Source organism: Pseudoalteromonas sp. P1-9, from assembly GCF_001399975.1.
Lineage (GTDB): Bacteria > Pseudomonadota > Gammaproteobacteria > Enterobacterales > Alteromonadaceae > Pseudoalteromonas.
Map to the genome: position 1 here is coordinate 251,944 of NZ_LKBD01000001.1, position 26,007 is coordinate 277,950.

Below are 26,007 nucleotides of genomic sequence, written 5' to 3' on the forward strand. Positions count from 1 at the left end.
TGGGCCACCAAACTAAGTGTTGGCGACCCAAGGGGGAGTGTTAATTAAAAGCGGTAATTAACGGTGAGCGTAACGGTGCGCGGGTCGCCGTAATAACCAATTAAGGTATTGTCACCACCTAACCCCGGCGTATATTTGCTTGTATCCGTTGGGTCTGTAGGATCAGGGGTGACAAATTGGTACCCACCAACAAGGTATTCTTCGTTTGTGAGGTTTTTACCCGTTAGTGATGCGCTCCAGTGGCCATCATTCGAGTACCAAGTCACACCCAAATTCACTAAGCCGTAGGCATCTTGCGAAAGCAGGCTGGCTTCTTCAAACAGCACATAATCGCCGCGGTGGTAGTAGTTACCGTTTACTACAAAGTCACCAAATGTTGATTCAATTGAGTAATCAAATCCTAGGTTAAAGGTTAAATCTGGGGTGTTAGCGATATCAAAGAATTCAGATTTATCAAACTCTTCACCCGTTTCTGGGTTGGTGTCTATCACCTCAGTAAATTCAGCATCGATATAACCAAGCGAGGCATTAAAATTAAGGTTGTCAGTGGCAACATAGGTAAATTCGGCTTCAATACCTTGCGACTCTGAGCGGCCAATATTGCCAAGTCGCTGGTTGAGATCGGCTGAGGTTTCGCCCGGTAAAATCGAAATATACTGGCGGTCTTTATGCAGCAATGAGAATAAGGTGATATTAGCGCGCAGATTATTGTTCCACTCGCTTTTCATACCCAGTTCAAATGAATCTACAATCTCTGGGTTGGCAGCGGGCTCTGCGGTTGTGGCACGTGGGTTATAAGTACCTGACTTAAATCCTTGTGCGTAACTTGCAAAAAACATCATGTCATCTGAATGTTGATATTCCACACCAAGGCGTGGCGTAAAGCGCGACCAATCTTTGCTGTCGTTAAGTACTTCTGGCACTAATTCGCCTTCAGGGCGAACATAACCAGGGATCCAGCCCGAATACGGATAAACCGTTTCATAGACTAAACCGTTGCTAACATTGGCTTCTTTTTCGTCTTGAGTGTAACGGGCACCAAGGGTTGCCGACCATTGGTGATTAAAGTAATAGCTGCCTTGAATATACGCAGCTTTACTTGATGAGTTGTTACAGCCTGATACTTCACGGGTTAACCCCGGCAGCGAAATGGCATTACCTAGCACTTCTAAAATGGCTTCAAACTGGCCGCATGATTCGCCATCATAGTAATAAAGGCCCGACACCAATTTGTAGTTTTCACCTGCGTGGTTTAGTTGTAATTCATGGCTGGTTTGATTGTCGTCATATACGGCTGGCACATCAAAAATACGAAGCGGTGTATTATCAAAGTCGATATTCGTTGGCGAATAGCTTTCACGCTTCGATGCCACATATTTTACGCTGGTGGCATCTGTTAAATCCCAGTTGGCAAGTAGGCTATAACCTTCAAGTTCTACTTTGTTCCAGGTTGGTAAGCTGGTGTACGAGTCGTATACGCTATTTGGCACTGGCGCATCTGTTAATAAACTCGGCAGTAAACGGTAGCCGCCTTTGGCATTTGATGTATCGTCGGTTTTATCCCAACTTAAGCGAAAGAATAAATCGTCATTAGCGTGCCATTCGAGCGTAACGCGGGCTGCTTCCACTTCTTTGTTGTAGTTTTCGCTATCTTGATTTGGTAAGTCTGATTGTAAATATTCACCAAACCCGTCGCGGTTTAAGTTGGCATAACCAACGCCAACATAAAGGGTATCTTGAATAAGTGGGTATTGCCCTGTGAGTTTAATATCGCGCTGGTTATAACTACCTACGCTTGCCGATACGTTAAATGTTGGGTCGCCCGACATTTCTTTGGTTACGTACTTAATAGCGCCACCTATGGTGTTTTTGCCATACAATGTGCCTTGCGGGCCGCGAAGTACTTCAACACGTTCAACATCAAGTAAATCAAGTACGGCACCTTGCGGTCGTGCTAAATACACATCATCAATATAAATACCCACACCTGGTTCATAACCCCAGAGCGGGTCTTGTTGGCCTACGCCGCGAATAAACGCCGTAATGGTTGAGTTTGTGCCACGACTGCGTTGTAGCGTGGTATTTGGTGAAAATTGTTGTACTTCAATAAGCTCGGCAATGCCTTTTTCGGCAAGCTCGGTTGCACCTATTGAGGTAACTGCCACTGGCACTTGTTGAAGGTTTTCGACGGTTTTACGTGCGGTTACTTGAATGCGCTCAAGCTCTGCTTTTTTCTCGCCGCTTTCCTGTTGATTTGCAAATGTAGGGGTTGCTAATGCCAATAATACAGCACCACTTACTGCAGACAGTGAGCGTAGGCAAGCGTGTTTGCTGCTGTTGATATTTGCCTTGGTCATAATGTTGTTCCTATCTTTATTGTTATACGTTACATCGCACAGCCAAGTCAGTTACCAATCTAGTGGGTAATCTTAAAAATAGCTTTAGCACTATAGTACTATCCACTGTTAATTTGTTGTTTTTAAATAATAAATCATTCGCGTATAACTATAGTGCTATTGTTTAAATCGCCACCCTTAGCCACATTGATATGCAGCAGTAATTTGATGCACTAGCAGCCAAGTCACCCTTGTTAGTGATTCAAATAGGAAGATTTTATGTTAAGTATGCTTGGCCTGATTGGTGGTCTGGCGCTTTTGATTGTATTAACGCTGCGCGGCATGAATTTATTTATTGCCGCGCCAGCATGTGCACTCATTGTCGCGCTCACCAGTAATTTGGCGATATTTCCAAGCGCTGGCGCTGATAACTTTATTCAAGGCTATATGAATGGCTTTGCTAATTTTGTCAGTGCATGGTTTTTTATGTTTTTGCTGGGCAGTTTGTTTGGCAAATTTATGGAAGACACCGGTGCTGCCGACAGCGTAGCACGCTATATTGTCGATAAACTCGGAATGAAACACGCTGTACTGGCAATTGTGATTGCGTGTGCGGTATTAACCTATGGTGGTGTCAGCGTGTTTATTGTGGCGTTTTCGGTTTACCCGATGGCGTTATCGTTGTTCAAAGATGCAAATTTACCGCGCCGTTTTATACCGGCCACGCTGGCGTTTGGCTCGGTTACTTTTACCATGACATCAGCTGGTTCGCCTGAAATTCAAAACTGGATCCCGATTAAGTATTTAGGCACTTCGCCATATGCTGCGTGGGAGGTAAGTTTGGTTGTGGCGATTTTTATGGCGTGTTTTGGCTACTGGTGGCTGAAAAAAATGATTGGTAAAGCGGTTGCCAATGGCGAGCAGTATGTCGCACGCGATGACGACCCTGAAATTCCTGAGCGTGATTATCCACATCCAATAACAGGGCTTATTCCACTACTTGTGGTGTTAGCACTTTCGTTCACCTTGCATGACAGCTTGCAGCAAGCAGCACTGATTGTGGCGTTATTGGGTGGGGTATTATCGATTGTGGTGATTAACTTTAAACACTTTCACAATCTTGCGAAAGCCACCACCGAAGGCACCAATGGTGCACTAATTGCGATTGGTAACACTGCGGCTGTTGTGGGGTTTGGTGCAATTGCGAAATCGTCAGAAGCATTTACCGTGGCGGTTGACTTAATGACGCAAATTCCGGGCAACGAGTTAATTGGTGCAGCAGTAGCGGTCAGTGTGATTGCGGGGTTAACGGGTTCGGCCTCAGGCGGGCAAGCGATTGCGTTGCCATTAGTAGCGCCGCACTATTTAGATGCAGGGGTTAACCCTGAGCAATTACACCGTGTGGTGTCAATTTCGTCGGGTGCGCTCGATACCTTGCCACATAATGGGTATGTGGTAACCACCATTCGCGCAATTTGTAAAGAAACCCATCAAGCGGCATATTGGTCTATGGCGGCATTAAGTGCAGTGATACCGTTACTTGGCGTTGCATTGGCATTGTGTTTGTTTATTTGGTTTTAAGGGCTGATTATGAAAATAACAAAAATGATTACTTTGGTGTTTTTGCTACTGTGTTTACACGTAAATGCCGAAACGCTACTTGTTGAAAAACAAACGTTTACTACACAAAACTTTAAAACCTTTGGCGGTAAAAACATTGCTGAAGTAACGGTGGGTTTTGAAAGTTACGGCACACTTAATGATAAAAAAGACAATGCCATTTTAATTACCCATTTTTTCTCGGGTAATTCACATGCCGCAGGCAAATACGCTGAAAGCGACCCACTTCCAGGGTATTGGGATGCGATTATTGGCCCTGGCAAAACCATTGATACCAATAAATATTTTGTTATCAGTGTGGACTCACTCGCCAATGCCAATGTGCATGATGGCCGCACCATTACAACAGGGCCTGCGTCAATCAATCCTGCTACAAACAAACCGTATGGCCTTGATTTCCCAGTGGTGACTATTCGCGATTTTGTGAATGTACAAAAGTTAGTACTTGAGAGTTTAGGTATAAAAAAACTGTATGCGGTGATGGGCGCATCAATGGGGTCATTTCAAGCGCTTGAATGGGCGGTGACTTACCCAAATTGGGTTGGCAAATTAGTGCATGTGATTGGCGGTGGCCAAATGGATGCGTGGAGTGTATCGGCGCTTGAGCACTGGGCATTGCCAATTCGTCTAGATAAAAATTGGAATAACGGTGATTACTATGGCAAAGCTGCGCCTATCGACGGGTTAACTGCCACTATGCTCAATATCACCCAAGATGCGATGCACCCGAATATGTTTGCGCTGAGTTTCCCTAATTTTAAAGTGATGGATAAAGGGGCGCTTAATGATATTCGCACTCAACCTGAGGTAGTACAAACCCTGTTAAGTCGCGCCAAACTTCGCGCTAAAACGCAAGATGCCAACCATGTGCTGTATTTAGTGCGCGCATCACAGCTGTTTGTTGCGGGCCATCAAGATGACTACTTAGCAAGCCTTAGCAAAATCAGTGCGCCGAGTTTAATTATTCCTGCCAGCAAAGATTTACTGCTGCGCCCAGAAATGGGCCGTGCGCTTAATAGTGCATTAAAAGAGCAAGGCAAACAAACCGAACTGGTAGAACTCACCGGCGATTGGGGCCATTTAGAAGGACTGTTTGCAATCTCAGCACAAAAAGAGCGTATACAAACGTTTTTGGAGGCCAAGAAATGAATAAACATATTTTGATTACCGGCGGAGCCAGTGGTATTGGTTTGGGAATTGCTGAAGCGCTCGCGGATAGCGAAACGCTGATCACTGTAACCGATCTTAACCAAGAGGCTGCACTTGAGGCGGCAAAAAAACTCAGTAGCAAAGGCTATCACGCGATTGGTGTGGCACTTAATGTGACTGATGAAGCTGCGATTATTCAGCTACTTAGCGAGCTGCCAGCACCGGTGGATGTACTAATCAATAATGCGGGTATTCAACATGTTGCGGCGCTAGAAGAGTTTCCACAAAACCAGTGGCGCTTGCTGGTGGATGTGATGCTTACCGGCACAGCACTGATGACTAAAGCGGTTCTGCCAAGTATGCGTGAGCGTAATTTTGGCCGCGTGATTAATATTGGCTCAATTCACAGTTTAGTGGCATCGCGTTTTAAATCGGCGTATGTGGCGGCCAAGCATGGATTAGTGGGTTTTTCGAAAGTGATGGCGTTAGAAACCGCTGATCACGACATTACTATCAACACTATTTGCCCTGCGTATGTAAAAACCCCGCTAGTTGAAAAGCAAATTGCCGATCAGGCAAAAAACCACGGCATTAGCGAGCAGCAGGTGATTGAGCAAATTATGCTAGCGCCCATGCCAAAAAAATCATTTATCGATATTGCAGAAATCGCTCATACAGTGCGTTTTTTAATGGCGAAAGAGGCGTGCAATATTACCGGGCAAACCTTGGCGCTTGATGGCGGCTGGACCGCACAATAGGAGTTTAAAATGGCAGGATTTAATAAAGTAGTTACAAGCTACAGTGAGGCAATGTCTGGGCTTGAAGATGGCATGACAGTAATTGCCGGTGGTTTTGGTTTGTGCGGTATTCCTGAAGGTTTAATAGGTGAAATTAAACGCCAGCAAACCAAAGGGCTTACGGTTGTTTCAAACAACTGTGGTGTCGATGGCTTTGGTTTGGGCATTTTGCTTGAAGACAAGCAAATTAAAAAAATGGTGTCGTCGTATGTGGGTGAAAACGCTTTATTTGAGCAGCAACTTTTGGCAGGTGAATTGGAGGTAGAACTTACCCCACAAGGTACTTTGGCTGAAAAAATGCGTGCAGGTGGTGCGGGCATTCCCGCATTTTATACAGCAACAGGTGTGGGTACCTTAGTGGCTGAAGGCAAAGAGATTAAACAGTTTAATGGCCGTGATTATTTGTTAGAGCCAAGTATTGTCGGTGACTTTGCCATTATTAAAGCGTGGAAAGCTGACCGCTTTGGCAACTGCGTTTATCGCCATACCGCAATGAATTTTAACCCCATGGCGGCAACCGCAGGCAAAATTACTGTAGTAGAAGCAGAAGAAATTGTGGAACCCGGTGAGCTTGCGCCCAGTGAAATTCATACTCCAGGTATTTATGTAAACCGCGTGATAAAAGGTGCATTTGAAAAACGTATTGAGCGCGTTGTGACACAGGAGCAAAACTAATGGCATTAACCAGAGAACAAATTGCACAGCGTGTAGCACGTGAACTGGAAGACGGTTTTTATGTAAATCTTGGCATTGGCATTCCAACGCTTGTGGCGAATTTTGTGCCTGAGGGCATCGAAGTAATGCTGCAATCAGAAAATGGCTTACTCGGCATGGGCCCTTACCCAACAAAAGACCAAGTAGACGCAGATATGATAAACGCGGGTAAAGAAACCGTTACCGCAGCCACTGGCGCCGCGATTTTTAGCTCGGCAGAAAGTTTTGCGATGATCCGCGGCGGCCACGTTGATTTAACTGTGTTAGGTGCATTCGAAGTGGACCAACATGGCAATATTGCCAGCTGGATGATCCCCAAAAAATTGGTCAAGGGCATGGGCGGCGCAATGGATTTAGTGGCAGGCGCTAAAAACATTATTTGTGTAATGACTCATGCTAATAAACATGGCGAGTCCAAATTATTAAGCCATTGCAGCCTACCGCTCACAGGGGTGAACTGCATTAATAAAATTGTAACCGATTTAGCAGTGTTAGAGGTAAAAGACGGTGCGTTTCATTTATTAGAGCGCGCACCGGGTATTAGCGTGGATGAAATCGTAAGTAAAACCCAAGGCAAGTTAGTGGTGCCTGATTGTGTGCCCGAAATGGTGTTTAGTTAAATTAATTTCCAGTTGTAGCGTTAAACCAAAGGGGAAGCTGAGCACTTCCCCTTTTTATTTTTAGGGTTATTGGAACCGAAATAGTGTGATTGTGGTGTTCGAGCTTGTTGATGGCAGTAGCGTTTTAGGTTGTTGTAGGGATCAAATTAAAAAGTTGGGGTAATTACTGGTGTTGCAACTTTAGGTGAATAAAGCGAAGAATATTAAGCAAATAACTAATTAATCAGTAAACCAAAAGCTGTAGACTTGCGCTAATTGTTCACTTCATTTAGCCTGCTACTTTCTGCCTTTTGTCATAGCTTTACAAGCATTAAGGAAAGTTTATGCATCCGAATAGAAATGCAATTGCATTTGGTGGTCTAATTGGCCTTGTATTGTTTTTTGTTTTATTAATTGTTTTGGCTTTATGGGCATGGCCTAAATATAAAGTATATAAATTAGAAATGAATGGTATTGCAGCTTTAAAAGAAGCTGAATGGAGTAAGCAGATATTAATTGAAGAGGCTAAAGCGCGAGAGGCTGCTGCTTTAATGCAAGCTAAAGCAAGAGTTACGCTAGCCGAGGCAGATGGTAAAGCTAAGATTGTTCAAGCCAGAGCTGAAGGGCAAGCAGATATAGAACGAGCAAAAGCCGCAGCTGAAGCGAATAAGATCATTGGAGAATCTCTGAAAGGCAATGAAGAGTATCTTCGTTATGTCTGGATCAAAGGTTTACAAGATGGCAAAGGTGAACGTATTTATATTCCAACTGAGGCTGGATTGCCCATTTTAGAAGCCGGAAAAGCGGGTAAATAGTAAAAAACGTATCACTAGCAAATTACGTGCGGGACTGATGGTACTTTCCTTGGTTCTGCCACGTTTCATATATAAATATCAGTTACTTAAAACTTGGTGTCGTAATTGTGGTTGTAACATGCATTGGAATTGAAATTGGATATTGAAATATAAGAGCGTGGTGACCTTTACTGTCTATTTCTGCAGCAGTTTGTTTGTCATTTAGACTAGGCAGAGCGATTGTAGTGTAGCTCTTCTACATAAATGAGCGACAACACAGTATAAATGCCAAACAAGCGCTGCCCGCAGGGTTCAACCCAAGCCGTTATGCTCTTTGTTGTCACTTTTTGACTTAGCTCACTAGGCCTACAAAGCGACGCCGCGATCAAAACGGTTTGGATTTGAACAGAATTAAGACCGTTAAGGTTAACACGCTCTAACAACCCTGAAAAAGAGCTGACAGATTACCTTACTGACAGAATCAGAGAGTTCAATTGAGCAAATTGGGAAGTGCAAGAAAGATTACCTTTGGCTGCGCAAATAAAAAATGAGTTGGGAGAAATTATAGCAGGGGCTTCGGCTCGCACATTTGGTGATTGGCTCTTACTCGATATTTTGTGGGTTTCTGAGCGATTACGAGGCCAAGACGTGGGTACGCAATTGCTTAATAAAATTGAAACAGCAGCGAGAAAGCGAGGCTGCAAAAAATGCTTGCTAGATACATTAAATTTTCAAGCAATGCCTTTTTATAAAAAGCACGGCTATGTTACCCAATGGGTGCAAGAAGGTTACCCTAAAGAGGGTTGTAAATACTTTATGGTTAAAGAGCTGTAACAACATAATAAGCCAATAAGTTATGCTTGAGTTTTGTCTTGTATTAATATTTACCGCATTATAAAAGCAAACTATTTCAAAGTGTTAGTTTAGGTTCAGTTTATTAGATAACAGGTTTCTTTCGGCCTTTTAAAGTACGCTGTAGGAAAAAGGGATATAAGGTTAATGAGAAAGAGCAAATCAATAATATTACTCATAGTGTGGTTTATTTGGGCGGCGGGGAAAGATCTTGATGCCATCGTTCGTTTTGGGCTCTCGACCGTTTTTTATGTGTTTTCGCTTAATAACCTATCGCCGTTATTCTTCGTTTTTGCATTTATAGTATTTGTTCTAAATACAGCAACTGTTTATTGCCTTTTTAGACCTAATCCAAAAGGGTTTTACATCGCAATAAATGCGCTTGTGATTGCTGCAACTCAAAATATATTTACGTTTTGTCTTGCGCTTCGAGATCTAGATGCGGTTCGCAGTGTATATGCGGCAAGTATAGAAGCACGTGGCTTGCCAGTGAGAGAAGAGGCACTCAACATGATATTTTCGCAGCAAGGCATGTATACATCGTTGCTAATTATGTGTGTGCTTTACCTGGTGATTGGCTTTATAGTTTTCAAAAAGAGAACGTATTTTGAGCGAACGTTAGTCACTTCTTCATAATCGAATAATTAGCGTGGTATGTTGCCGTTAAGTGTATCTTACATACGGGAAATAATGCGTATAAAACGGCTATTTGACGCCAGAGACTCATTTTAACAAATCGATTTAATCTTTTTAGCGACACAAAGTGTTGCTTATTAACACTCCGTAGGAGCCCTTCTTGGAAATCCGAAAACTGAATATGCTGCGTGGTTTAGCTGCGTTGATTGTGTTTTTTACGCATTTTAGCGATATAACCCATTGGCTTGATGGTGCGTTAGGAGGTGGCTCGGGAGCTTACGGGGTAATGCTCTTTTTCTTATTGAGCGGTTTTTTAATGGCGTATTTGTACTTAGGGCAAGATTTTAACAAACATAACCTTATTCGCTATTTTTTAGCGAGGGCAGCAAGGGTGTTACCACTATTCTTTGTTGTTGTTTTCGCGTCGTATTTTTTAACGTTAATGGGAAATGACAGCCTTTATCATATTCCTGACGCAAATACATTAATGGGGCATTTACTGTTTGTTTACGGCGACAGCGTGCTCTGGTCAATTCCCCCAGAAATACATTTCTATTTATTATTTATCGTATTTTGGTTATTTGCACTCAAGCGAAGAGGGTATATTTATTTATCTATTTTGGCTGTAATGATCGCCTTGTTTTTGACGAATTTTCCAAGAATAACGGGCGATATTTATGGGGTTCCATACAATTATTTTAGTATATTAAGAACGCTGCCATTCTTTTTTGTTGGTGTTCTTTTTGGCATGCATTATCACACCTTTAATGTGCCCGAATACCTTAAAAAACACAGGTTTGTATTGTCTCTTTTGCTTATACCTTTAATGTATCCTGCGTTTTCACCTGTTACTACTGTCGATAAAGTGAGAATGTGGCTTAGCTACGAAGTGCTGCTTGTTATGAGTACGGTGTTCTTTTGTGTGGTATTTTTGGTTCCGAATAACAATGTGCTTTTGGCAAACCGATTTGGCGATTTTATTGGCAAAATATCGTATTCATTGTACTTGTTGCATATGCCGATTATTACTAAAGTGAATCAACTTCAACTGTCTATCGAGATTAAATTGCTACTCTCATTGGTTTTGAGTGTGCTTGTTGCTTTTTTATCGTATCAATACTTTGAAAGGCCGATTGCAAATTTAATAAGGCGAAATGTAAATTTTCGAGCTGCTAGTTAATAAAGCGAGCACGTTAATAGCTCGCTTGCGACTAGGTTAATTTACGTTAGTAATTAGGAGTTTTAGTCGAGCATACCTTGTAAGGCAGTAATACAGCTTTTTATGTGTTTTGGGTTGTACCCTGAGACTTGTGCGCTGACAATGGCACCTTCTTTCATAATACAAATTACATCAACTAATAATTGGTTAGTGCCTTGCAACTTATTTTCAATTACGGTTTTTACTTCGGCTTTATGTTGTTGACATAGCGCATAAATATTACATTGGGTATCGCTAAATTCAGCTGATGTATTTATAAAAAAACAGCCCCTAAAATCCCCCAATTTGGGTTCATTGTGTGTAAACCAACTCGCCAACGCGTTAAAAAGCAGTTCAATAGTGTGCTGATCCGAATTTGCGCCATCTAACTTATCATTTAGCCATGCCATAAAGGTGTTATGACGTGTTTCAAGTGCGGCCTCTAACAAAGCGTCTTTACTTGCAAAATGACTGTACAAAGTGCGTTTTGCCACGCCAGATGTAGTTAGTATTTCATTGATCCCAATAGCGTGAATGCCTTGCTTATAAAAAAGCGTTAGGGCGGTATCAATAAGCAATTGACGTTTTTTACTCATATTTATCTTTGTATGACTTTGTCTGAAAAGTATATTGACAAAAGTAGACCGTTTTGTCTACTCTAAAAATGTAGACAAAACGGTCTACTTTTATTTGGAGTTGAAATGAATACATTATTTTTGCCGATACTAGCAGGTTTGGGGGCGTTTTTAGGCATCGCTTTGCTCTCGTTTTTTGATGCGTCTGTTATGGGCTTTGCCTTACTTATGGCGCCGTTTGGTGCAACCGCCGTATTAGTTTTCGGTGTGCCAGAAAGCCCATTAGCACAAGCGAAAAATGTGATTGGCGGCCATCTCATTACGGCTTCGATTGGTATTATATTTACCTTGTATATTGGCGTGTCACCTTTTACTTTAGCGCTGGCATCAGGTCTTGCGGTAACCGCAATGTTATTGACTAAAACAACACACCCGCCAGCGGGAGCAAATCCAATATTAATAATGTTGGCGGGGGAAGGTTGGAGCTTTTTAGTGACTCCGGTGCTGATTGGCGCGGTGCTGTTAGTGTTAGTTGGAAAATTAATGTTGGTTGTAAAACGCAATGGGGTAAGCATGTTAAAGCGTGCTTAAGTGCCTGTCTGATGTGAAAGTGACTTTTATTCTGGGCGCATTGTGATGAGTTGCATCGGTAAATGTGAAATACGACTAGATGCTATCTTTTTTACTCTGCTTATGAAGTGATTAACTCAGGCAAATATTGCAGTGAAAAATTAATGCAATTCGGCTTCTAGCCAGTCCTGTGCTTCATTTACTGTTTTAAAAAAGGCGATGTTTTGCTGTTTTAATGATGGCGTACGCGTTAGCAGAATATGTTTTGTGACGTTGTCATCAATGATAAATGCTTTTGCAACGATAGCTTGCTGATTTAACCAGTGATTGTAGTTATCGAGGGTTTGGTATGCCTCTGGCGTGCCACCCTCAATTTCCAGATTATTGATTAGCATTGCAAATGGTTTGCCGGCAAAGTCACTGATTATTGTTTTCACCTGATTGATGTAATCACTAATACCACGCTCACTAAAGCTGCCAATAAGTTTGGCGTAAATAATGCGCTCACTTAATAGGGATACGGTGAACTTTCCATAGCTACTTGATGAATTAACTTTCATTTTCGGTGATTAGGGGTGAAAAATGTAATTGTAACCGAATTAGTGACAGATATCAGTTGGAATTTAATACGAATTTGTTGGAGGGGAGCTGAGGCAAATAGATTACTTGCCTCCGGAATTTTTGCTTATAAAACCACTAGGTTTTCAGCTTGAGGTCCTTTTTGACCTGTCGTTACAGTGAACTCAACTTTCTGACCTTCAGTTAAGGTACGGAAGCCGTCACCAGTAATAGCACTAAAGTGTACAAATACGTCTGGGCCTGATGCTTGTTCGATAAAGCCAAAACCTTTTGATTCATTAAACCACTTTACAGTGCCGTTTACTTTTTCTGACATGATATAAATCCAGTATATAAATAGGGGTGTAACAATTGCTCACAATGAGCGTGAATAGCGTCAAAATAAAGCAAAGTGTTAATCACAACAGGACGACGTACATCATATTCGACGAAATGAAGAAATAATACTGTAACTCAACTTATTAGCTACTAACTCAAGTTAACTGGCATGCAAGTCAAAGTCAATGATAATTTAATGACAATGTTGGGAAAATTTTACTCAACTTTTGTTTGATAAGTGAGCGCTTTATGCGCCTCAATATACACAGAAAGATTGGCTTTTCTGATGGTTTAATACTTGAAGTATAAGTAATTAATTTAAATGTTGTGATAATGACAAGAGGTTACATTGGTTACAGTAGTGTTGAGTGTGCAAAAGATACCGCAGTGGCATTTGTGAAGCGCTTAAATGCAGCGTTAACACGTTGCAGTTTATTACTTTAAACAGCAACGTATAATTCGCTTTGAAGCTACTTCGATTAAAGATGCATCCCCCGAATTGGATAGTTATTTTCGCGGTTACAGATCTTGTTTAAATCGCTTTCATAACGACAAAAAATAGAAGATATATATGGGGTGATGAGAAGGAAAAATGTAAATTTATCAACTAATGTTAAAGACATCTCATAAAAAGAGGCTAAGCAACCTACTTGCTTAGACACTTTTTAGTTATGTAGCAAACATTAGGTTGAGAATGTTATGAAATTTGTTCATAAGGTTGCAATTGCATCTTCGCTGTTACTTATTATCACCATTGCCTTTCTTGGCACCATTCAGTTTTTCACCATTAAATCAAAACTTCACACAACCATCGAAGAAAGTATTGAAGACATTGTTCACGGTGTTAAAAACACCGTTTCGTCAGAGCTTGGTGGTAAAAAAGCAATTGCTAGTTATGCCACCTCGCTTGCACAACTAGACCCTTCTCATCAACACATTACCGATGTCATTCGTATTCCAGAAATAAAACAAGAGTTTTTACTGATCGGCGGTGGCTACGAATCGGATGGCTCTAACTTCAAAAGTGATCCTGACTGGGAGCCGGGTGCAGGTTGGGACCCAAGAGTAAGACCTTGGTATGTAAAAGCAAAAAATGAGCGTCAACTCATTATTACCGAACCTTATGCAGATTCAGCCACAGGTGAAATATTGATTTCCGTTGCCACTCCGCTGATTAAAGCGAACGAATTTATTGGCGCGATCTTTTTTGATTTGAGTTTGTCTGGTTTATCGGATTTGGTAAATCGCGTGCAATTGTTCGATGCTGGTTACATTTTTATTGTATCGGAAAGTGGCGTGGTGATAGCTCATCCAGATACCAGTAAAAATGGCAAAAATATGAGTGAGTTTTTACCCAACTCGCGTATTCAGGTTAATAACATTGAACACCCAATCGTTGATGGCGAAGAGTTTAACCTTCGATTTGCTAAAATTCCTGATCAAGATTGGTACATTGGCGTGCTGCTTAATGAAAAAATAGCTTACAAAGCGGTTACCGATATGCGTAACCAAGTTATTATTTTCAGTATTATTGCGTTAATTGTGAGTGTGTTGGTACTGCAGCTTATTATCAAAAAGTTGTTAACGCCACTTAATGCACTAAACAGTGCGATAGAGAATATCGCAACTGGCGAAGGGGACTTAACAAGACGGCTATCGACCGATACTGACCAAGAATTTGCTGAATTGGCCACCGGATTTAACCTCTTTAAAGAAAACCTGAGAGAGCAAATTAAGCTATTAAAGTCGACCGGCGATGATGTTTTGAGCAGCATGAGAGTATCACAACAAGGCGTACACGATTCGAATGCTGCGGTATCGACGCAGTTGCAAGAAATTGATTTACTCGCCACAGCGATGAATCAAATGACGGTAACCGCTTCCGAGGTTGCCAATAATGCACAAAGCGCGGCCGAAGCAACGAAAGAAGCTGATAACGCCACCCAAACAGGCGTGCAAATCGTAGAACAAACAACGTCATTGATTGACACATTATCGACGCGCATTGAGCATGCGGTTGGTAATGTCGAAATTTTAGAAAATGCCACCCATAACATTGAAACCATTTTGCAGGTGATCAACGAGATTGCTGAACAAACTAATTTGCTTGCGCTTAATGCTGCAATTGAAGCGGCAAGGGCGGGTGAACAGGGCCGTGGTTTTGCCGTGGTGGCAGATGAAGTTCGCACACTCGCCTCTCGTACTCAAGATTCTACAACTGAAATACGTGCCATGATTGACCAATTGCAATCGGGCGTAAAAACGGTTGTAGAAGCGATGAAAGTAAGCCAAGGCGCTGCACAAGAAACCGTTGAACAAGCAAAAAGCACACAGCAAGCACTCGATAGAATTTGCGCTGCAATTAATTTAATTAACGACATGAATACGCAAATTGCATCGGCAGCCGAAGAGCAAAGTTCGGTGTCGGAAGAAATTAATGAAAATACCGTAAGGATTCGGGATATTTCGGTCAATGTTTCTAATTATGCGCACCAAACGAGCGAATCAATTGAGTTGCAAGCCAATAGTATTCAAGAACAGAAGCAGATACTGGATCGCTTTAAGGTGTAACGGACAATCGCCTGTTTTATTAATGGACAGAAGTTTAGTCAGTTAGCCACAGTGAGGATACACCGATGAAACGTTTTAACATTCTGCTTTGTGCGCCATTACTTTTTAGCCATGTTGCACATGCTAATGATAACCAAGCAAACGAAATTGAGCTTATTAAACAGCAGTTAGTTGCGTTGCAAAAACGACTGGCAGGTTTAGAGGCAAAAGCCAGTCAACAAGGCGCAACGAATAAAAACGATGTGCCAGAAAACCCAGAGGGTTTACAGCCGAAGAAGAACGAAGACGGCAGTATTAAGCTGTATGCGACGTTGCGGCCAACTTACGGTTATATTGAAGACCATAACGATGATTTTTGGGACATTCAGGATGCGTTGTCTCATGCAGGATTTAAATCTACCTACCAATTTAAACCCGGCTGGCAGGCAATCGCTCATGGCGAATGGAGTATTGATCTTGGCAATAATGGTGATTTTGGTAAGGCCAGACAAGTATACGTGGCGCTAGATTCGCCAGTAGGTCAGTTTGGTCTTGGAAAACAAAGACCGGTGCAATACACCTTGATTGCTGAATATGTCGATATTTTTAACCATCGCAGTAGTCCCTTTGCTTACGATGTTGAAAGCCCGTTTTTTGTCAATAACCTAGTTACCTATGAAAACCAAATTAATGATTTTAAGTTTATGATAGGTGGACAGTTTGATGGTGATAGTGGCGATGATTTTGCCGACTTTGTTAATACCGGTTTAGGTTACAGCCGAAATGGCTTGCACTTAGCGCTAACTTATTCAACGCAAGATGATTATGATCAGCAACAAATAAAAATCGGCAAAACGGAAGTGGTAGCGGGCATGGCAGCGCTTGATATTAGCGACAACCTTTACGCAGCTATTGCGTACCAAGATGTTGATTATCAGCGGGTTAATTCCAGAAGTGGCACTACGCTTGATGTTTCACTTGCCTATCGTTTTCACCCTTTGTATCGCGCTAAATTAGGCTTCTTTGATTTCGATGACGGAAATTCAAAACTTGAAACTAAAAGCCATCAAGGAGCCAACTTAACATTTGAGTGGCTGCCAAGCGATAACCTACGCTTTCATTTAGAGTATTTAACGAAAGACTTTGATGCCTTGAAAGACACTCAGTCAATTTCGGTAGGCTTTCGTTATGATTACTTTCAGCAGTGGGCGTATTAAAACCACATGATAATTAAGTACTATTTACGTTTGCGCCCATTAGTTGCATTGAGTTTTCTGCTTTTTTGCAGTGCCCATTTATTTGCGGGAGATAGCCAAGAAGTACGCATTTTAGTTGACGATGATTACCCGCCTTACAGCTACATTGAAAATGGCAAAGTCAAAGGCATCTATATCGACTTTATACGCCAAGTGAGCCGAGAACTTGCACCTAATTATCATATTCGTTTTTTGCCACTGCCATGGAAACGCGCATTAATGCTTATGGAACAAGGTAAAGAGCTTGCCATTTTGCCCCCTTATAAACACCCTGAAACACGCCCCTTTATTTCTCATTATTCGGAAAAAATTGGATTAGAAGAAGTCGTAGTGTTGTGCCATAAAAATGTGCGATTAGTTGATTATTTTTCTCAAAATAAAAACTCAAAGCCGCTTAGTTTAGGCATTAATGCGGGTTATATACTGCTCAATGATAAATATTCTAAAGCAGTTAAACTGGGCACAATTTTGCTAGAAAGCAATAAGAGCACAGAGCATAATGTTGAAAAATTACTGAAACGGCGAATTGATTGTTATATAAATGATAAAACATCAACCTTGTTGGTGTTAAAAGATGCGTTAGCGCAAAATGATATGCCGAATAATGCCGATTTTATTGTTATGGAAACCATTTCTTCTCAATCTGCACATATTGGCTTTTCAAAAGAATATGTGCAGCATTTTACTGATTTTGAGTCGTTTTTGGCTGAGCTAAATAACGCCATTAAACAGATATCTAATCAGCAGCGAACGACTGACTCAGTTGATCAGTAAACTTAATCTATAAAGTGGTACATAAGGATATGATGTTTCTACTCTACATTTCAGCTTGCTTACTGTTACTTGTATCGTTTGCACACTCTTACCTTGGAGAGCGTTACATTCTGATAAGGCTATTTAAGCGAGATAATTTACCTAAGCTTTTTGGTAACGATGATTTTACCAAACGCACATTGCGTTTTGCTTGGCATTTAACCTCGGTTACTTGGGTTGGTTTTGCCGCGATTTTGTTGACACTTGCAGAGCCAAACCCTAGTAAAGTTGCGCTGCTTTATATTATTGCAGTGACGTTTGCTATTCATTTTATTGTGGCATTAGTGGGCTCGAAAGCCAAACACTTGTCGTGGATGTTATTTGCGGTAGTTAGTATCTTGAGTGCGGTTGCGGCAAATAGTTAGCGTTGTGTTGTTTTTTGATTAGCGATAAAAATAGCGCGTTACGCGCTATTTTCAATTACCGTAAATTGGCTTTGCGTTAAACGTTACACACGGCCGATTTTTCCCGTTTTTTTGCTGCGATTAAAGCGTTTTTAATTACTTGCTCTAACAATGTTTTATCGCTTCCAGGGCCAATAGTAAGTAATTTTGTTCCGGTGTCAGGTTTTCCGCGATAAGGTCTTACATATACTTCTCCGTCTGGGCAGCGCTCAAAATACACATAATGGGGCTCATCGGCGACAGTGGTACAACCCTTTATGCGTAAAATGGTGCTAGGCAAAGCATCGCAAATGTCTTTTACACATAGGTAATCGGGTAAATGCGGTAAATCGGCCGAACTCGATGCCCAATGTGCTTTATGGTGGTCAAGTTTTATTGCTGTGTTGTTCAATGGCGCAATTTCAGGCAGCTGCGCAATATCCACATCAGCAAAGCTAATAATGTGAGCGCTTGAATTGATATTTTTGAGCTCGGCTTTTACGTGATTTATACGATTTGCATCTACTTTATCTTCATGGGTGAGCACTAAAATCGACGAGACTTGGATTTGATTTGCTTCGAGCTCGTTATACTCATCGCGCTTTTGCCAATTGTTTACATCAACCACTGAAATTTGAATGGGCGCTAAAAAGCGCTCGTTTATACCAACACCTAAAAAGCCCATTAATGAGCATGCGTCGGTAGTACCGTTTGCTTCAATAAAGGTAACGCCATTTTTACGTTCAGGTATGCGATTTACAGAATCTCTTAGTTCAGAAATACCGCTACAACAAATGCAGCTGCCACTTAAGGCTTTTAACCATTGTTTGTCTAATTTATCATTGAGCTGTGCGATATCTAACTCAGCAGTTTCATAGTCGTTAAGCACAATAAACGGCTGCCAAGATTGCGCTAGTGCATTATCGACTAGCTTTTTAAGTAAGGTTGTTTTGCCGGCTCCTAAGAAACCAACAATAACTATAATTGCTTCCATAAAATTCTCTAAATGAAGTGCGAAATGGTATTAATACCTTGCCATAATGGTTAACGCTAAACGCCAATTTTTACCTGAGCTTGGCGTGTTAAATCGGTCGCTTTGGTTGAAGTAGCGTTAATCGATAAAATCGAGCGTGATTACTAGACGTTTTTCATTATTTATAACTTGAGGTGAACGATGAACTAGTGCCGCATCTTGATTATTTTGCCAGCCTGAACCTTTTAGCAATGCCACATCACCAGATTGCATTTGTTGTATGGCATTTTCATGCAAATACACGCCAGACTCATCATCGCTTAGGCCAACACTGGCTAAACCTAGCTTAGTGTAATCAACATCTTCAAAAGCGAGCCATTCAGTCGCAGGCCCGCCCAAGGTTGAAACCAATCGACACGGGATTTTGTCAACGTGGAATTTGGGACACATTGCTTTATCTAGCAAGGTTAGGCGCAGCCCAGCACGCTGTAATTCAAACAAGGTACAAAACATATCGAGCAATATTTGAATATGCTGACAAAGTGCGGGTTTATCGGCAAGGGCCTGATTTTCCAATAATTGCGCCATAACGTTGTCTGGTGTTGCCGCCAGCACCATATTTAAGTGTTCGCTACTTTGGCGCAAATCATTTGTTTGTTGTGTTGCGAGTTCGCTCAATTCGTTTTGCCAAATCGCTATGTTTACGTCGTCTTGATAAATATCCGCAAGGATATTTGGTTGTTCAGAAATGGCAGCGCGGCGGTAAAGCGCGGTGTTGTTTTCTAAAATGGCCTGATTACTCATAAGTTGCCCCTGTTAAGTCGGTTTATTTGCTAAAAATTGCGTGTCATAGGTATGACAAATACACGTTACATTTAGCGGTTAAAAATTAGCGGCATTGCGCTGGTGGTGTCGTCAATAATGTCGCCATGGTTGTAAACGCATTGACCATTTACAAAGGTGTAGCGAATGCTATGCGAAAACTGATGCCCAGCAAATGGCGACCATGCACAGTGATAATGGGTGTTGTCGTGTGTTACCGCTTCGCTCGCGCAACAACTCACCACGGTTAGGTCGGCAAAGTAGCCTTCACGGATAAAACCGCGTTCATTTATTTTGAAGCGTTTAGCTGGGTTATGAGCTGTTTTTTCAACAACTTGCTCAATAGTTAATGCGCCGCGTTTTACTTGGTCAAATAAACTCAGCAGAGCATGTTGCACTAGTGGTAATCCTGCGGGTGCTTCACTATAGGGTGCTTGTTTTTCTTGCCATGTATGCGGTGCATGATCGGTGGCAATAATGTCTATTCGGCCGTCGTTTAACGCGTTTAATAAGGCGAGGCGATCATGTTCTGATTTAATTGCTGGATTACACTTAATTAAATTGCCAAGGCGGGTGTAATCATCTTGGTTAAACCATAAATGATGGACACAGGCTTCTGCGGTAATGTGTTTGTTATCGATGGATCCCGCTTCAAATAGTGTTAGCTCTTTGGCTGTTGTGATATGCAGTACATGCAAGTCGCTACTATATTTTTTAGCCAAATTTACCGCGTAAGAAGACGAAGCATAACAGGCTTCAACATCGCGAATAATTGGATGGTCGTGAATCGTTAGCGGTCTATTTGCCAATCCTTTTAAATTGTTGGCAATAATATCGCCCTTTTCACAATGTGTGGCGATAAGCGTTGGGCATTCTTTGAAAATCGCCTCAAGCGCGGCTGGGTGCTCTACTAATAAATCACCCGTTGATGCACCCATAAACACTTTTACACCACATACGGTTTTTGGGTCACACGCCTTAATTTGATCAAGGTTGTTAGGAGTCGCACCTAAGTAAAATGCGTAATTTGCCAGTGAATTGGCTGCGGCAATATCGCGTTTATGCCTTAACGCCGCATGATTTGTGGTTGCAGGGTTTACATTGGGCATTTCCATATAACTTGTAATACCGCCAGCTACCGCAGCGCGCGATTCGCTAGCGATGTTTGCTTTCCACTCAAGGCCTGGTTCGCGAAAATGAACTTGATCATCAATCATCCCCGGAAGTAACCAATCACCTTGTAAATCGATGACTTGTTCGTTTGGCTGTGCATTAAGGTGTTTTTCGATGCGCTCTATGCGGCCTTTATTTATTCGTAAGTCGGCTTCAAATATGCTGTTTTCATTAACAATTTTGGCATTTTTTAAAAGAGTTAAATTCATTTATATTCCGCAAAAGTGTCAGTGTTAAAGGGTCAAGACGAACATGCTTGGCAAATGCCTTGAAATTCGTATTGAGGTGATTTGAGTTGAAATCCGTGTTTTGCAATATGCTCACTTAATTCATTTGTGATGGTGTGGGGAATATGGATTTCGGTGACTTTTTGGCACACATTACAAATTAAAAATTGGCTGTGAGGATGATGTGATTGGCACTCTAAATGGGCACAGGCAATGTATTTGTTTACAAGGTCGAGCTTATGAACAAGGTTAACCGAAACGAGTAAATCGAGCGTGCGGTAAATTGACACTACAGGAATTGACAGTGAGAAATCATTCTCACAAAAATGTGCTAATTCGTAAGGTGAAAGCGCCCGATTAGCCAGCACTAAAGTATGGAAAATTTCCATGCGTTTTTGTGTTGCTTTTACACCTGCGAGTTTGAACCGCTTTTTCAGTTCGGCTTCCTTTTCAATTGATAACATTTTCGCCCCTGTTATGAATTATTGAAATGTTATAATATAACAAAATAAATCAAAGGCAACATACACAGCGATTTAATGAAAATGTCGCTTTTATGGGGTAGGCTAGAATTTATAACGAAAGGAGGCTTTTATAATGGTTTCACGCAGGCAATTTACTAAAAATACCGTGACATTAGCGTTTATGGGGTTGAGCAGTAGTTTACTCGGCTGTGCAATTTCGCCGTCGAGTAATTCAAACCGTGCTAGCACCCCCAGTGTGCGCGGTTATGGTGATTTAGTTGAAGATCCAAAAGGGTTAATTGATCTGCCAAAAGGATTTAGTTACCGCGTTATATCTTCTTTGAATAATGAAATGAGTGATGGTTTAACGGTGCCCGATCGCGCCGATGGTATGGGCTGTTTTGCACTTGATGAAAACCGGGTTGCGCTTGTGCGCAATCATGAATTAAGCCCAAAGTATTTAGATGATGCATCAAATGAGATTAAACATCACGTAAGCGACCTTGCTTATGACTCGCAACATAGCAAAGTTGCACTCCCCGGAGGGACCACTCACATCATTTATAATTTGCGTACGCAAAAAGTAGAGCGTGAGTTTTACAGTTTAGTTGGCACGATTCGAAATTGTGCGGGCGGCACAACGCCTTGGGGAAGTTGGCTAACATGTGAAGAGTCGGTGGCGACACCCGATGGTGAAATAAACAAATCTCATGGTTATGTATTTGAGGTGCCGGCAACTGCTACGGGCTTGATAGAGGCGAAACCACTTCGCGCTATGGGTCGCTTTAATCACGAAGCGGCTGCAGTTGATCCGCGTACAGGCATTGTCTACCTTACAGAAGATAGAGGCGATAGTTTGTTTTATCGCTTTATTCCTAAAGTTAAAGAAAAATTGCACTTAGGTGGTCAATTACAAGCACTTGTTTTTAAACACAGCAAACAGTTCGATACACGCAATTGGCAGTTAACCACTTTGCCACTTGCAAAGTGGTTTGAGGTGGAATGGATAAACCTTGATAACCCTGAAAGCCCAGAAGATGATCTGCGTAAACGCGGCTATGAAGCGGGCGCAGCGGTTTTTGCTCGTGGTGAGGGCATTCATTTTGGTGATAACGAACTTTATTTTTGTTGCACCAATGGTGGTGCAAAGCAGCTTGGTCAAATAATGCGATATCAACCGTCTGCTTTTGAAGGTACGGATAACGAGGCAGAACACCCAGCGTTATTACAGCTGTTTTTAGAAAGTAGCGATAAATCACTATATAACTTTGGCGATAACTTAACGGTGATGCCAAATAGCCACTTATTGGTGTGTGAAGACCAATATAGTTTATTTCCTGATAACTATTTACGCGGTGTAACGCCAAGTGGGGCGGTTTATCCATTTGCCAAAATAAATATTAATACAGAGCCGGCAGGGGCGTGTTTTTCGCCAAATGGTGAGGTGTTATTTGTTAATTTGTATTCACCTACGCGCACATTGGCAATTAGAGGGCCTTGGCAAAATTTTATAAATGAAGCGGCCGAAGCATAAACTGTTAACAACATAAGTTGACCTTTGGTGTTTGTTTTTGCAAGGTAATAGCTTTATTTCTCGTTACTGGTTTTTACATGTTTAGTTCAATTAATGCGCTGGGTAAATTTACCCTATATGTGCTTTTTATTATTAGCTTTAATCTTAACGCCGCGGATCCGAAATTAACGATAAAGCCAATACAAAATGGGGTTTATGAGCATATTTCCTATCAGCATGTTGGTCAGTGGGGTAATGTTGCTGCACGCGGGTTAGTTGTTGTTGACGATAAAGAGGCTTACATGATTGATACGCCTTGGTCGAACAGTGACACCGAAAAACTGATTAATTGGATAAAAGAGCAAGGGTTTACGCTGAAAGCCGCTGTTGTGACGCATTTTCATCAAGATGCAAGTGGCGGATTAACTGCACTAAACCAGCGAAATATTCCGACTTATGCCTATAAAAAAACAAATCAATTATTGGAAAAGCATAAAGGGTTATCGGCGACACATATTATTGAAGAGGATAAGTTTTCGCTGCTCAAAGATAAAATAGAGGTATTTTATCCTGGTGGCGGGCATACCGCTGATAATGTTGTGGTATGGCTTGAAAAGCCACAAATTCTCTTTGCAGGCTGTTTTGTAAAGGGGCTTAACAGTAAAAACTTGGGCAACCTTGAAGATGCGCGTGTTTCAACGTGGCCAACATCAATTGAAAATACGCTCACTACGTATCCGAATATCAAGCATGTATTTCCGGGCCACGGCCGCGCTGGCGATCAATCGTTACTACTTCATACCGCCAAACTAGCCAAAAACTACTTGGCAGAGCAAAATAAATAATTAGCTCAGGGGCAATAATTTAAGCGCACTAAGGTGCGCTTTTTATATTTGCCAGCAAGTCATTAATTAGTTCTTCGCGGTCGTTTTTTATACGCGTTAAAAGCTGCTCTGGTAGGTTTAAATTCTCACCGTGTTTACTGCTCCACACAATCATTTCAAGCAATATTGGCAAGGTATCTTTACCCGCTTGAGTAAGTGTATACAGCTTTTTTCGTTTATCGTTTTGCGCTGTTTGCTTACTTATAAAACCAACATTTTCTAGTTTTTCTAGCCTGCTCGATAAAATATTTGTTGCCATTTTCTCTTCAGAGTTTTGTAGCTCCGAATAAGAATTTTTATTGAAGAAAATCAAATCCCTTAGGAGCAGTAAGCTCCATTTATCACCAAGGTGATCCAACACATTCGAGATAGGGCAAAGCGATCGTTTAGTCATAAGTATGCTCATTGAATAAGTTTTAGAGAGTTTAATTTACTTGCAAACTGCAAGCAAATAATTTAACTTGCAAAATGAAAGTTAAATTTACAACTATATTCGAGAGTATTTATGAACAAACCACATATTAGTGTTGCAGCGTTAATTAAGCCTCACTGGTCAGCACAAGACAGAGAAAAAGTTGAGGCCGTTATCGCCTTTGTTCAACTGATAATGAATGACCATAATTTCGACGAAGTTACTAAGCAGTATGGCCAAAATAGTTACAAGCAACATAATCGCACCATCGCTGATAATATTGAGGGTGTAGTTAAAGCGGTAAGCGATCTTGTAAAAACGGCGCCGGAATTTAGTTATGATGTTAAACGTGCGTTTGTCGATGGGGATTACGTTATTATTCATTCGCATGCAACGCTCAAACGCAAACATCGTGGCGATGATACCCAAGGTTTTAATATTATTGATACATGGCGTTTAGAAAATGGCAAATTGGTTGAGCATTGGGATGCCGTGCAAGGTTTAAGTTTTTCGATGCGTCTTTATAGTTTGATGGTTGGCGGTAAAGTGCGTAATAGTAATGGCGTGTTTTAGTCTCTAGGTATTAACTTAAAGGTGTTAACAGTAAAGATAACGTTCATTTAAAGCTGTTTAGATATAAAAATTCTTTTCTAACCATCAATAATGCGCTCTTGTTTATTTTTGTTACACGACAAAAACAAACCACAAATTTATTGAGAATAAATCTGAACAGCGAAGCTGGCCCGAAGGGTGAAAGGCAGGAAGCCTTGAATCATCTAAGCTTCGCAGCTTGAGCAAGTGAGGTGTGTGGCCTACATGGTCATAGGACATTAGAATAATGTAGGAGCGATCATCGAGATGACCGATGGAACAAAGCTTCATGGATGAATTCTAAACTCAGGCCCATAATATTCTCAGTTGCGATAAGGCGACTCACAGCGAGGAACGGCCGTTCACAAGTACTTTTAAATTCTGCTTCCATAGTCAGGAAAACGACCCATTTGGTCGTTTTCATCCTTTTCATAATTTCTATAATGAATAAAAGTATAACTATAGCAACAAGTTAGTTAGTGTGTTAGAAATGGTACAATGATAAAAATGACCCGTGGCTCGGTAGAAAAACGACCCAATGGGTCGATATTAAATTGTTAGATTTTTCTTCTAGAATGGAGTTCTTTTGAAAAAGTTTTTGTTTATTCTCGGATTGCTTAGTCCTTCGGTTTGTTTCGCGAATGGCGGTCTCCCGATAATATGGATGCTAAACACTTACGCTCTTTTGGTTGGAATAGTTTTTGTATTTTTCATTGAGCGAACCTACCTAAAAAAACTTGTAAGACCTGAGCACCACTCTCATCTGAGTGGGCTAGTAATTAAATTTAATTGTTACTCAACTTTATTTGGTGTTATTGCTTTACCAATCTTTATGATTATTGTGCGACTCGAACCTCTTAGTTACATGATTCAAAGTAATACAACTAAAGAGACTATGACTCTAATTTGGTGGTTATCATTAAGTATCGATTTATTTCTTGCTTATCTAGGTACTGTTTTTATTGAATACTTAGTGTTAAAAAAGTTTGAATATTGGTCAGATGAAATAACACCAAAATTATTACTTAAGCACTCATTTGTTTTTAATGCTTTTAGCTACTTAACTTTGTGTGTAATTGTATTCATTACATTTTTATATTTTAAACTTGCTTAGAAAAATCTAACAAGAGACTATGGCGTCAATAGTTAAATTTAGACTTTTGGCGCTTCCCAAATCACTCCGTCTCTTAGCATAGAATTTAAGATCAC

The 26,007-nt window shown here is 41.2% G+C and carries 26 protein-coding genes and 1 pseudogene; 18 read left to right on the forward strand and 9 right to left on the reverse strand.

Going from position 1 to position 26,007, the window contains the following annotated elements; all coding sequences use genetic code 11:
* Positions 1–44: 44 nt before the first annotated feature.
* On the reverse strand, positions 45–2,357 hold the full coding sequence (locus AN214_RS01205; RefSeq protein WP_054978052.1) for a TonB-dependent receptor: 2,313 nt from the start codon (positions 2,355–2,357) through the stop codon (positions 45–47).
* A gap of 258 nt (positions 2,358–2,615) precedes the next feature.
* On the opposite strand from AN214_RS01205, the gene AN214_RS01210 reads away from it, so the two are divergent.
* The 9 genes and pseudogenes from AN214_RS01210 (at position 2,616) to AN214_RS01250 (ending at position 10,677) form a co-directional block, all read left to right on the forward strand.
* Positions 2,616–3,917: a GntP family permease gene (locus AN214_RS01210; protein WP_054978053.1), complete on the forward strand. Its 1,302-nt coding sequence runs from the start codon at positions 2,616–2,618 to the stop codon at positions 3,915–3,917.
* Positions 3,918–3,926: 9 nt separating this feature from the next.
* Complete coding sequence (locus AN214_RS01215) at positions 3,927–5,105, forward strand: homoserine O-acetyltransferase (RefSeq protein ID WP_054978054.1); 1,179 nt, start codon at positions 3,927–3,929, stop codon at positions 5,103–5,105.
* Entirely contained in the window at positions 5,102–5,863 is a 762-nt protein-coding gene (locus tag AN214_RS01220; protein ID WP_054978055.1) for a 3-hydroxybutyrate dehydrogenase, read from the forward strand. The genes AN214_RS01215 and AN214_RS01220 overlap by 4 nt, the downstream gene beginning before the upstream one ends.
* Before the next feature lie 9 nt (positions 5,864–5,872).
* A complete protein-coding gene (locus AN214_RS01225) occupies positions 5,873–6,577 on the forward strand; it encodes a CoA transferase subunit A (protein WP_054978056.1) in 705 nt (234 codons plus the stop codon).
* On the forward strand, positions 6,577–7,236 hold the full coding sequence (locus AN214_RS01230) for a CoA transferase subunit B (RefSeq protein ID WP_054978057.1): 660 nt from the start codon (positions 6,577–6,579) through the stop codon (positions 7,234–7,236). The genes AN214_RS01225 and AN214_RS01230 overlap by 1 nt, the downstream gene beginning before the upstream one ends.
* A gap of 323 nt (positions 7,237–7,559) precedes the next feature.
* Positions 7,560–8,030, forward strand: a complete 471-nt coding sequence (locus AN214_RS01235; RefSeq protein ID WP_054978058.1) for a hypothetical protein — start codon at positions 7,560–7,562, stop codon at positions 8,028–8,030.
* Between the two features lie 435 nt (positions 8,031–8,465).
* Positions 8,466–8,843: pseudogene (locus tag AN214_RS01240) on the forward strand (GNAT family N-acetyltransferase).
* Positions 8,844–9,008: 165 nt separating this feature from the next.
* Positions 9,009–9,497: a hypothetical protein gene (locus AN214_RS01245; protein WP_054978059.1), complete on the forward strand. Its 489-nt coding sequence runs from the start codon at positions 9,009–9,011 to the stop codon at positions 9,495–9,497.
* A gap of 160 nt (positions 9,498–9,657) precedes the next feature.
* Entirely contained in the window at positions 9,658–10,677 is a 1,020-nt protein-coding gene (locus tag AN214_RS01250) for an acyltransferase (RefSeq protein WP_054978060.1), read from the forward strand.
* Between the two features lie 62 nt (positions 10,678–10,739).
* Here AN214_RS01250 and AN214_RS01255 read toward each other — a convergent pair whose 3' ends face one another.
* Positions 10,740–11,291, reverse strand: coding sequence for a TetR/AcrR family transcriptional regulator (locus AN214_RS01255; RefSeq protein WP_054978061.1), 552 nt, complete (start codon positions 11,289–11,291; stop codon positions 10,740–10,742).
* 105 nt (positions 11,292–11,396) lie between these two features.
* Between AN214_RS01255 and AN214_RS01260 the strand changes: the two genes are divergently transcribed.
* Positions 11,397–11,861, forward strand: a complete 465-nt coding sequence (locus AN214_RS01260; RefSeq protein ID WP_054978062.1) for an HPP family protein — start codon at positions 11,397–11,399, stop codon at positions 11,859–11,861.
* Positions 11,862–12,001: 140 nt separating this feature from the next.
* On the opposite strand, the gene AN214_RS01265 is transcribed toward AN214_RS01260, so the two are convergent.
* Together AN214_RS01265 and AN214_RS01270 are read right to left on the reverse strand one after the other, a co-directional pair.
* Complete coding sequence (locus tag AN214_RS01265) at positions 12,002–12,400, reverse strand: hypothetical protein (protein WP_040642098.1); 399 nt, start codon at positions 12,398–12,400, stop codon at positions 12,002–12,004.
* A gap of 125 nt (positions 12,401–12,525) precedes the next feature.
* Positions 12,526–12,735, reverse strand: coding sequence for a cold-shock protein (locus tag AN214_RS01270; protein WP_010558354.1), 210 nt, complete (start codon positions 12,733–12,735; stop codon positions 12,526–12,528).
* Between the two features lie 701 nt (positions 12,736–13,436).
* Here AN214_RS01270 and AN214_RS01275 point away from each other — a divergent pair.
* The 4 genes from AN214_RS01275 (at position 13,437) to AN214_RS01290 (ending at position 17,721) form a co-directional block, all read left to right on the forward strand.
* A complete protein-coding gene (locus tag AN214_RS01275; RefSeq protein WP_054978063.1) occupies positions 13,437–15,308 on the forward strand; it encodes a methyl-accepting chemotaxis protein in 1,872 nt (623 codons plus the stop codon).
* A 65-nt stretch (positions 15,309–15,373) separates the two neighbouring features.
* Positions 15,374–16,504, forward strand: coding sequence for a porin (locus AN214_RS01280; protein WP_054978064.1), 1,131 nt, complete (start codon positions 15,374–15,376; stop codon positions 16,502–16,504).
* A gap of 6 nt (positions 16,505–16,510) precedes the next feature.
* Positions 16,511–17,317: an ABC transporter substrate-binding protein gene (locus AN214_RS01285; protein WP_054978065.1), complete on the forward strand. Its 807-nt coding sequence runs from the start codon at positions 16,511–16,513 to the stop codon at positions 17,315–17,317.
* Positions 17,318–17,346: 29 nt separating this feature from the next.
* On the forward strand, positions 17,347–17,721 hold the full coding sequence (locus tag AN214_RS01290) for a hypothetical protein (RefSeq protein WP_054978066.1): 375 nt from the start codon (positions 17,347–17,349) through the stop codon (positions 17,719–17,721).
* Positions 17,722–17,797: 76 nt separating this feature from the next.
* Here AN214_RS01290 and AN214_RS01295 read toward each other — a convergent pair whose 3' ends face one another.
* From AN214_RS01295 to AN214_RS01310, 4 genes are all read right to left on the reverse strand, one after another.
* Positions 17,798–18,733, reverse strand: coding sequence for a GTP-binding protein (locus AN214_RS01295; RefSeq protein WP_054978067.1), 936 nt, complete (start codon positions 18,731–18,733; stop codon positions 17,798–17,800).
* 117 nt (positions 18,734–18,850) lie between these two features.
* On the reverse strand, positions 18,851–19,516 hold the full coding sequence (locus AN214_RS01300) for a DUF1826 domain-containing protein (protein ID WP_054978068.1): 666 nt from the start codon (positions 19,514–19,516) through the stop codon (positions 18,851–18,853).
* A 71-nt stretch (positions 19,517–19,587) separates the two neighbouring features.
* On the reverse strand, positions 19,588–20,916 hold the full coding sequence (locus AN214_RS01305) for a dihydroorotase (RefSeq protein WP_054978069.1): 1,329 nt from the start codon (positions 20,914–20,916) through the stop codon (positions 19,588–19,590).
* A 32-nt stretch (positions 20,917–20,948) separates the two neighbouring features.
* Positions 20,949–21,398, reverse strand: a complete 450-nt coding sequence (locus AN214_RS01310) for a Fur family transcriptional regulator (protein WP_010558343.1) — start codon at positions 21,396–21,398, stop codon at positions 20,949–20,951.
* A gap of 133 nt (positions 21,399–21,531) precedes the next feature.
* On the opposite strand from AN214_RS01310, the gene AN214_RS01315 reads away from it, so the two are divergent.
* Together AN214_RS01315 and bla are read left to right on the forward strand one after the other, a co-directional pair.
* The gene (locus tag AN214_RS01315) at positions 21,532–22,932 is read left to right on the forward strand and encodes an alkaline phosphatase PhoX (RefSeq protein ID WP_054978070.1); all 1,401 of its coding nucleotides are present in this window, start codon (positions 21,532–21,534) and stop codon (positions 22,930–22,932) included.
* A gap of 77 nt (positions 22,933–23,009) precedes the next feature.
* A complete protein-coding gene (bla, locus tag AN214_RS01320) occupies positions 23,010–23,756 on the forward strand; it encodes a subclass B1 metallo-beta-lactamase (RefSeq protein WP_054978071.1) in 747 nt (248 codons plus the stop codon).
* Positions 23,757–23,784: 28 nt separating this feature from the next.
* On the opposite strand, the gene AN214_RS01325 is transcribed toward bla, so the two are convergent.
* Entirely contained in the window at positions 23,785–24,189 is a 405-nt protein-coding gene (locus tag AN214_RS01325) for a helix-turn-helix domain-containing protein (protein ID WP_082428449.1), read from the reverse strand.
* Between the two features lie 111 nt (positions 24,190–24,300).
* Between AN214_RS01325 and AN214_RS01330 the strand changes: the two genes are divergently transcribed.
* Positions 24,301–24,780, forward strand: coding sequence for an ester cyclase (locus AN214_RS01330; protein ID WP_054978072.1), 480 nt, complete (start codon positions 24,301–24,303; stop codon positions 24,778–24,780).
* Between the two features lie 604 nt (positions 24,781–25,384).
* The gene (locus AN214_RS01335; protein ID WP_152960691.1) at positions 25,385–25,912 is read left to right on the forward strand and encodes a hypothetical protein; all 528 of its coding nucleotides are present in this window, start codon (positions 25,385–25,387) and stop codon (positions 25,910–25,912) included.
* The last annotated feature ends 95 nt before the right edge of the window (positions 25,913–26,007 follow it).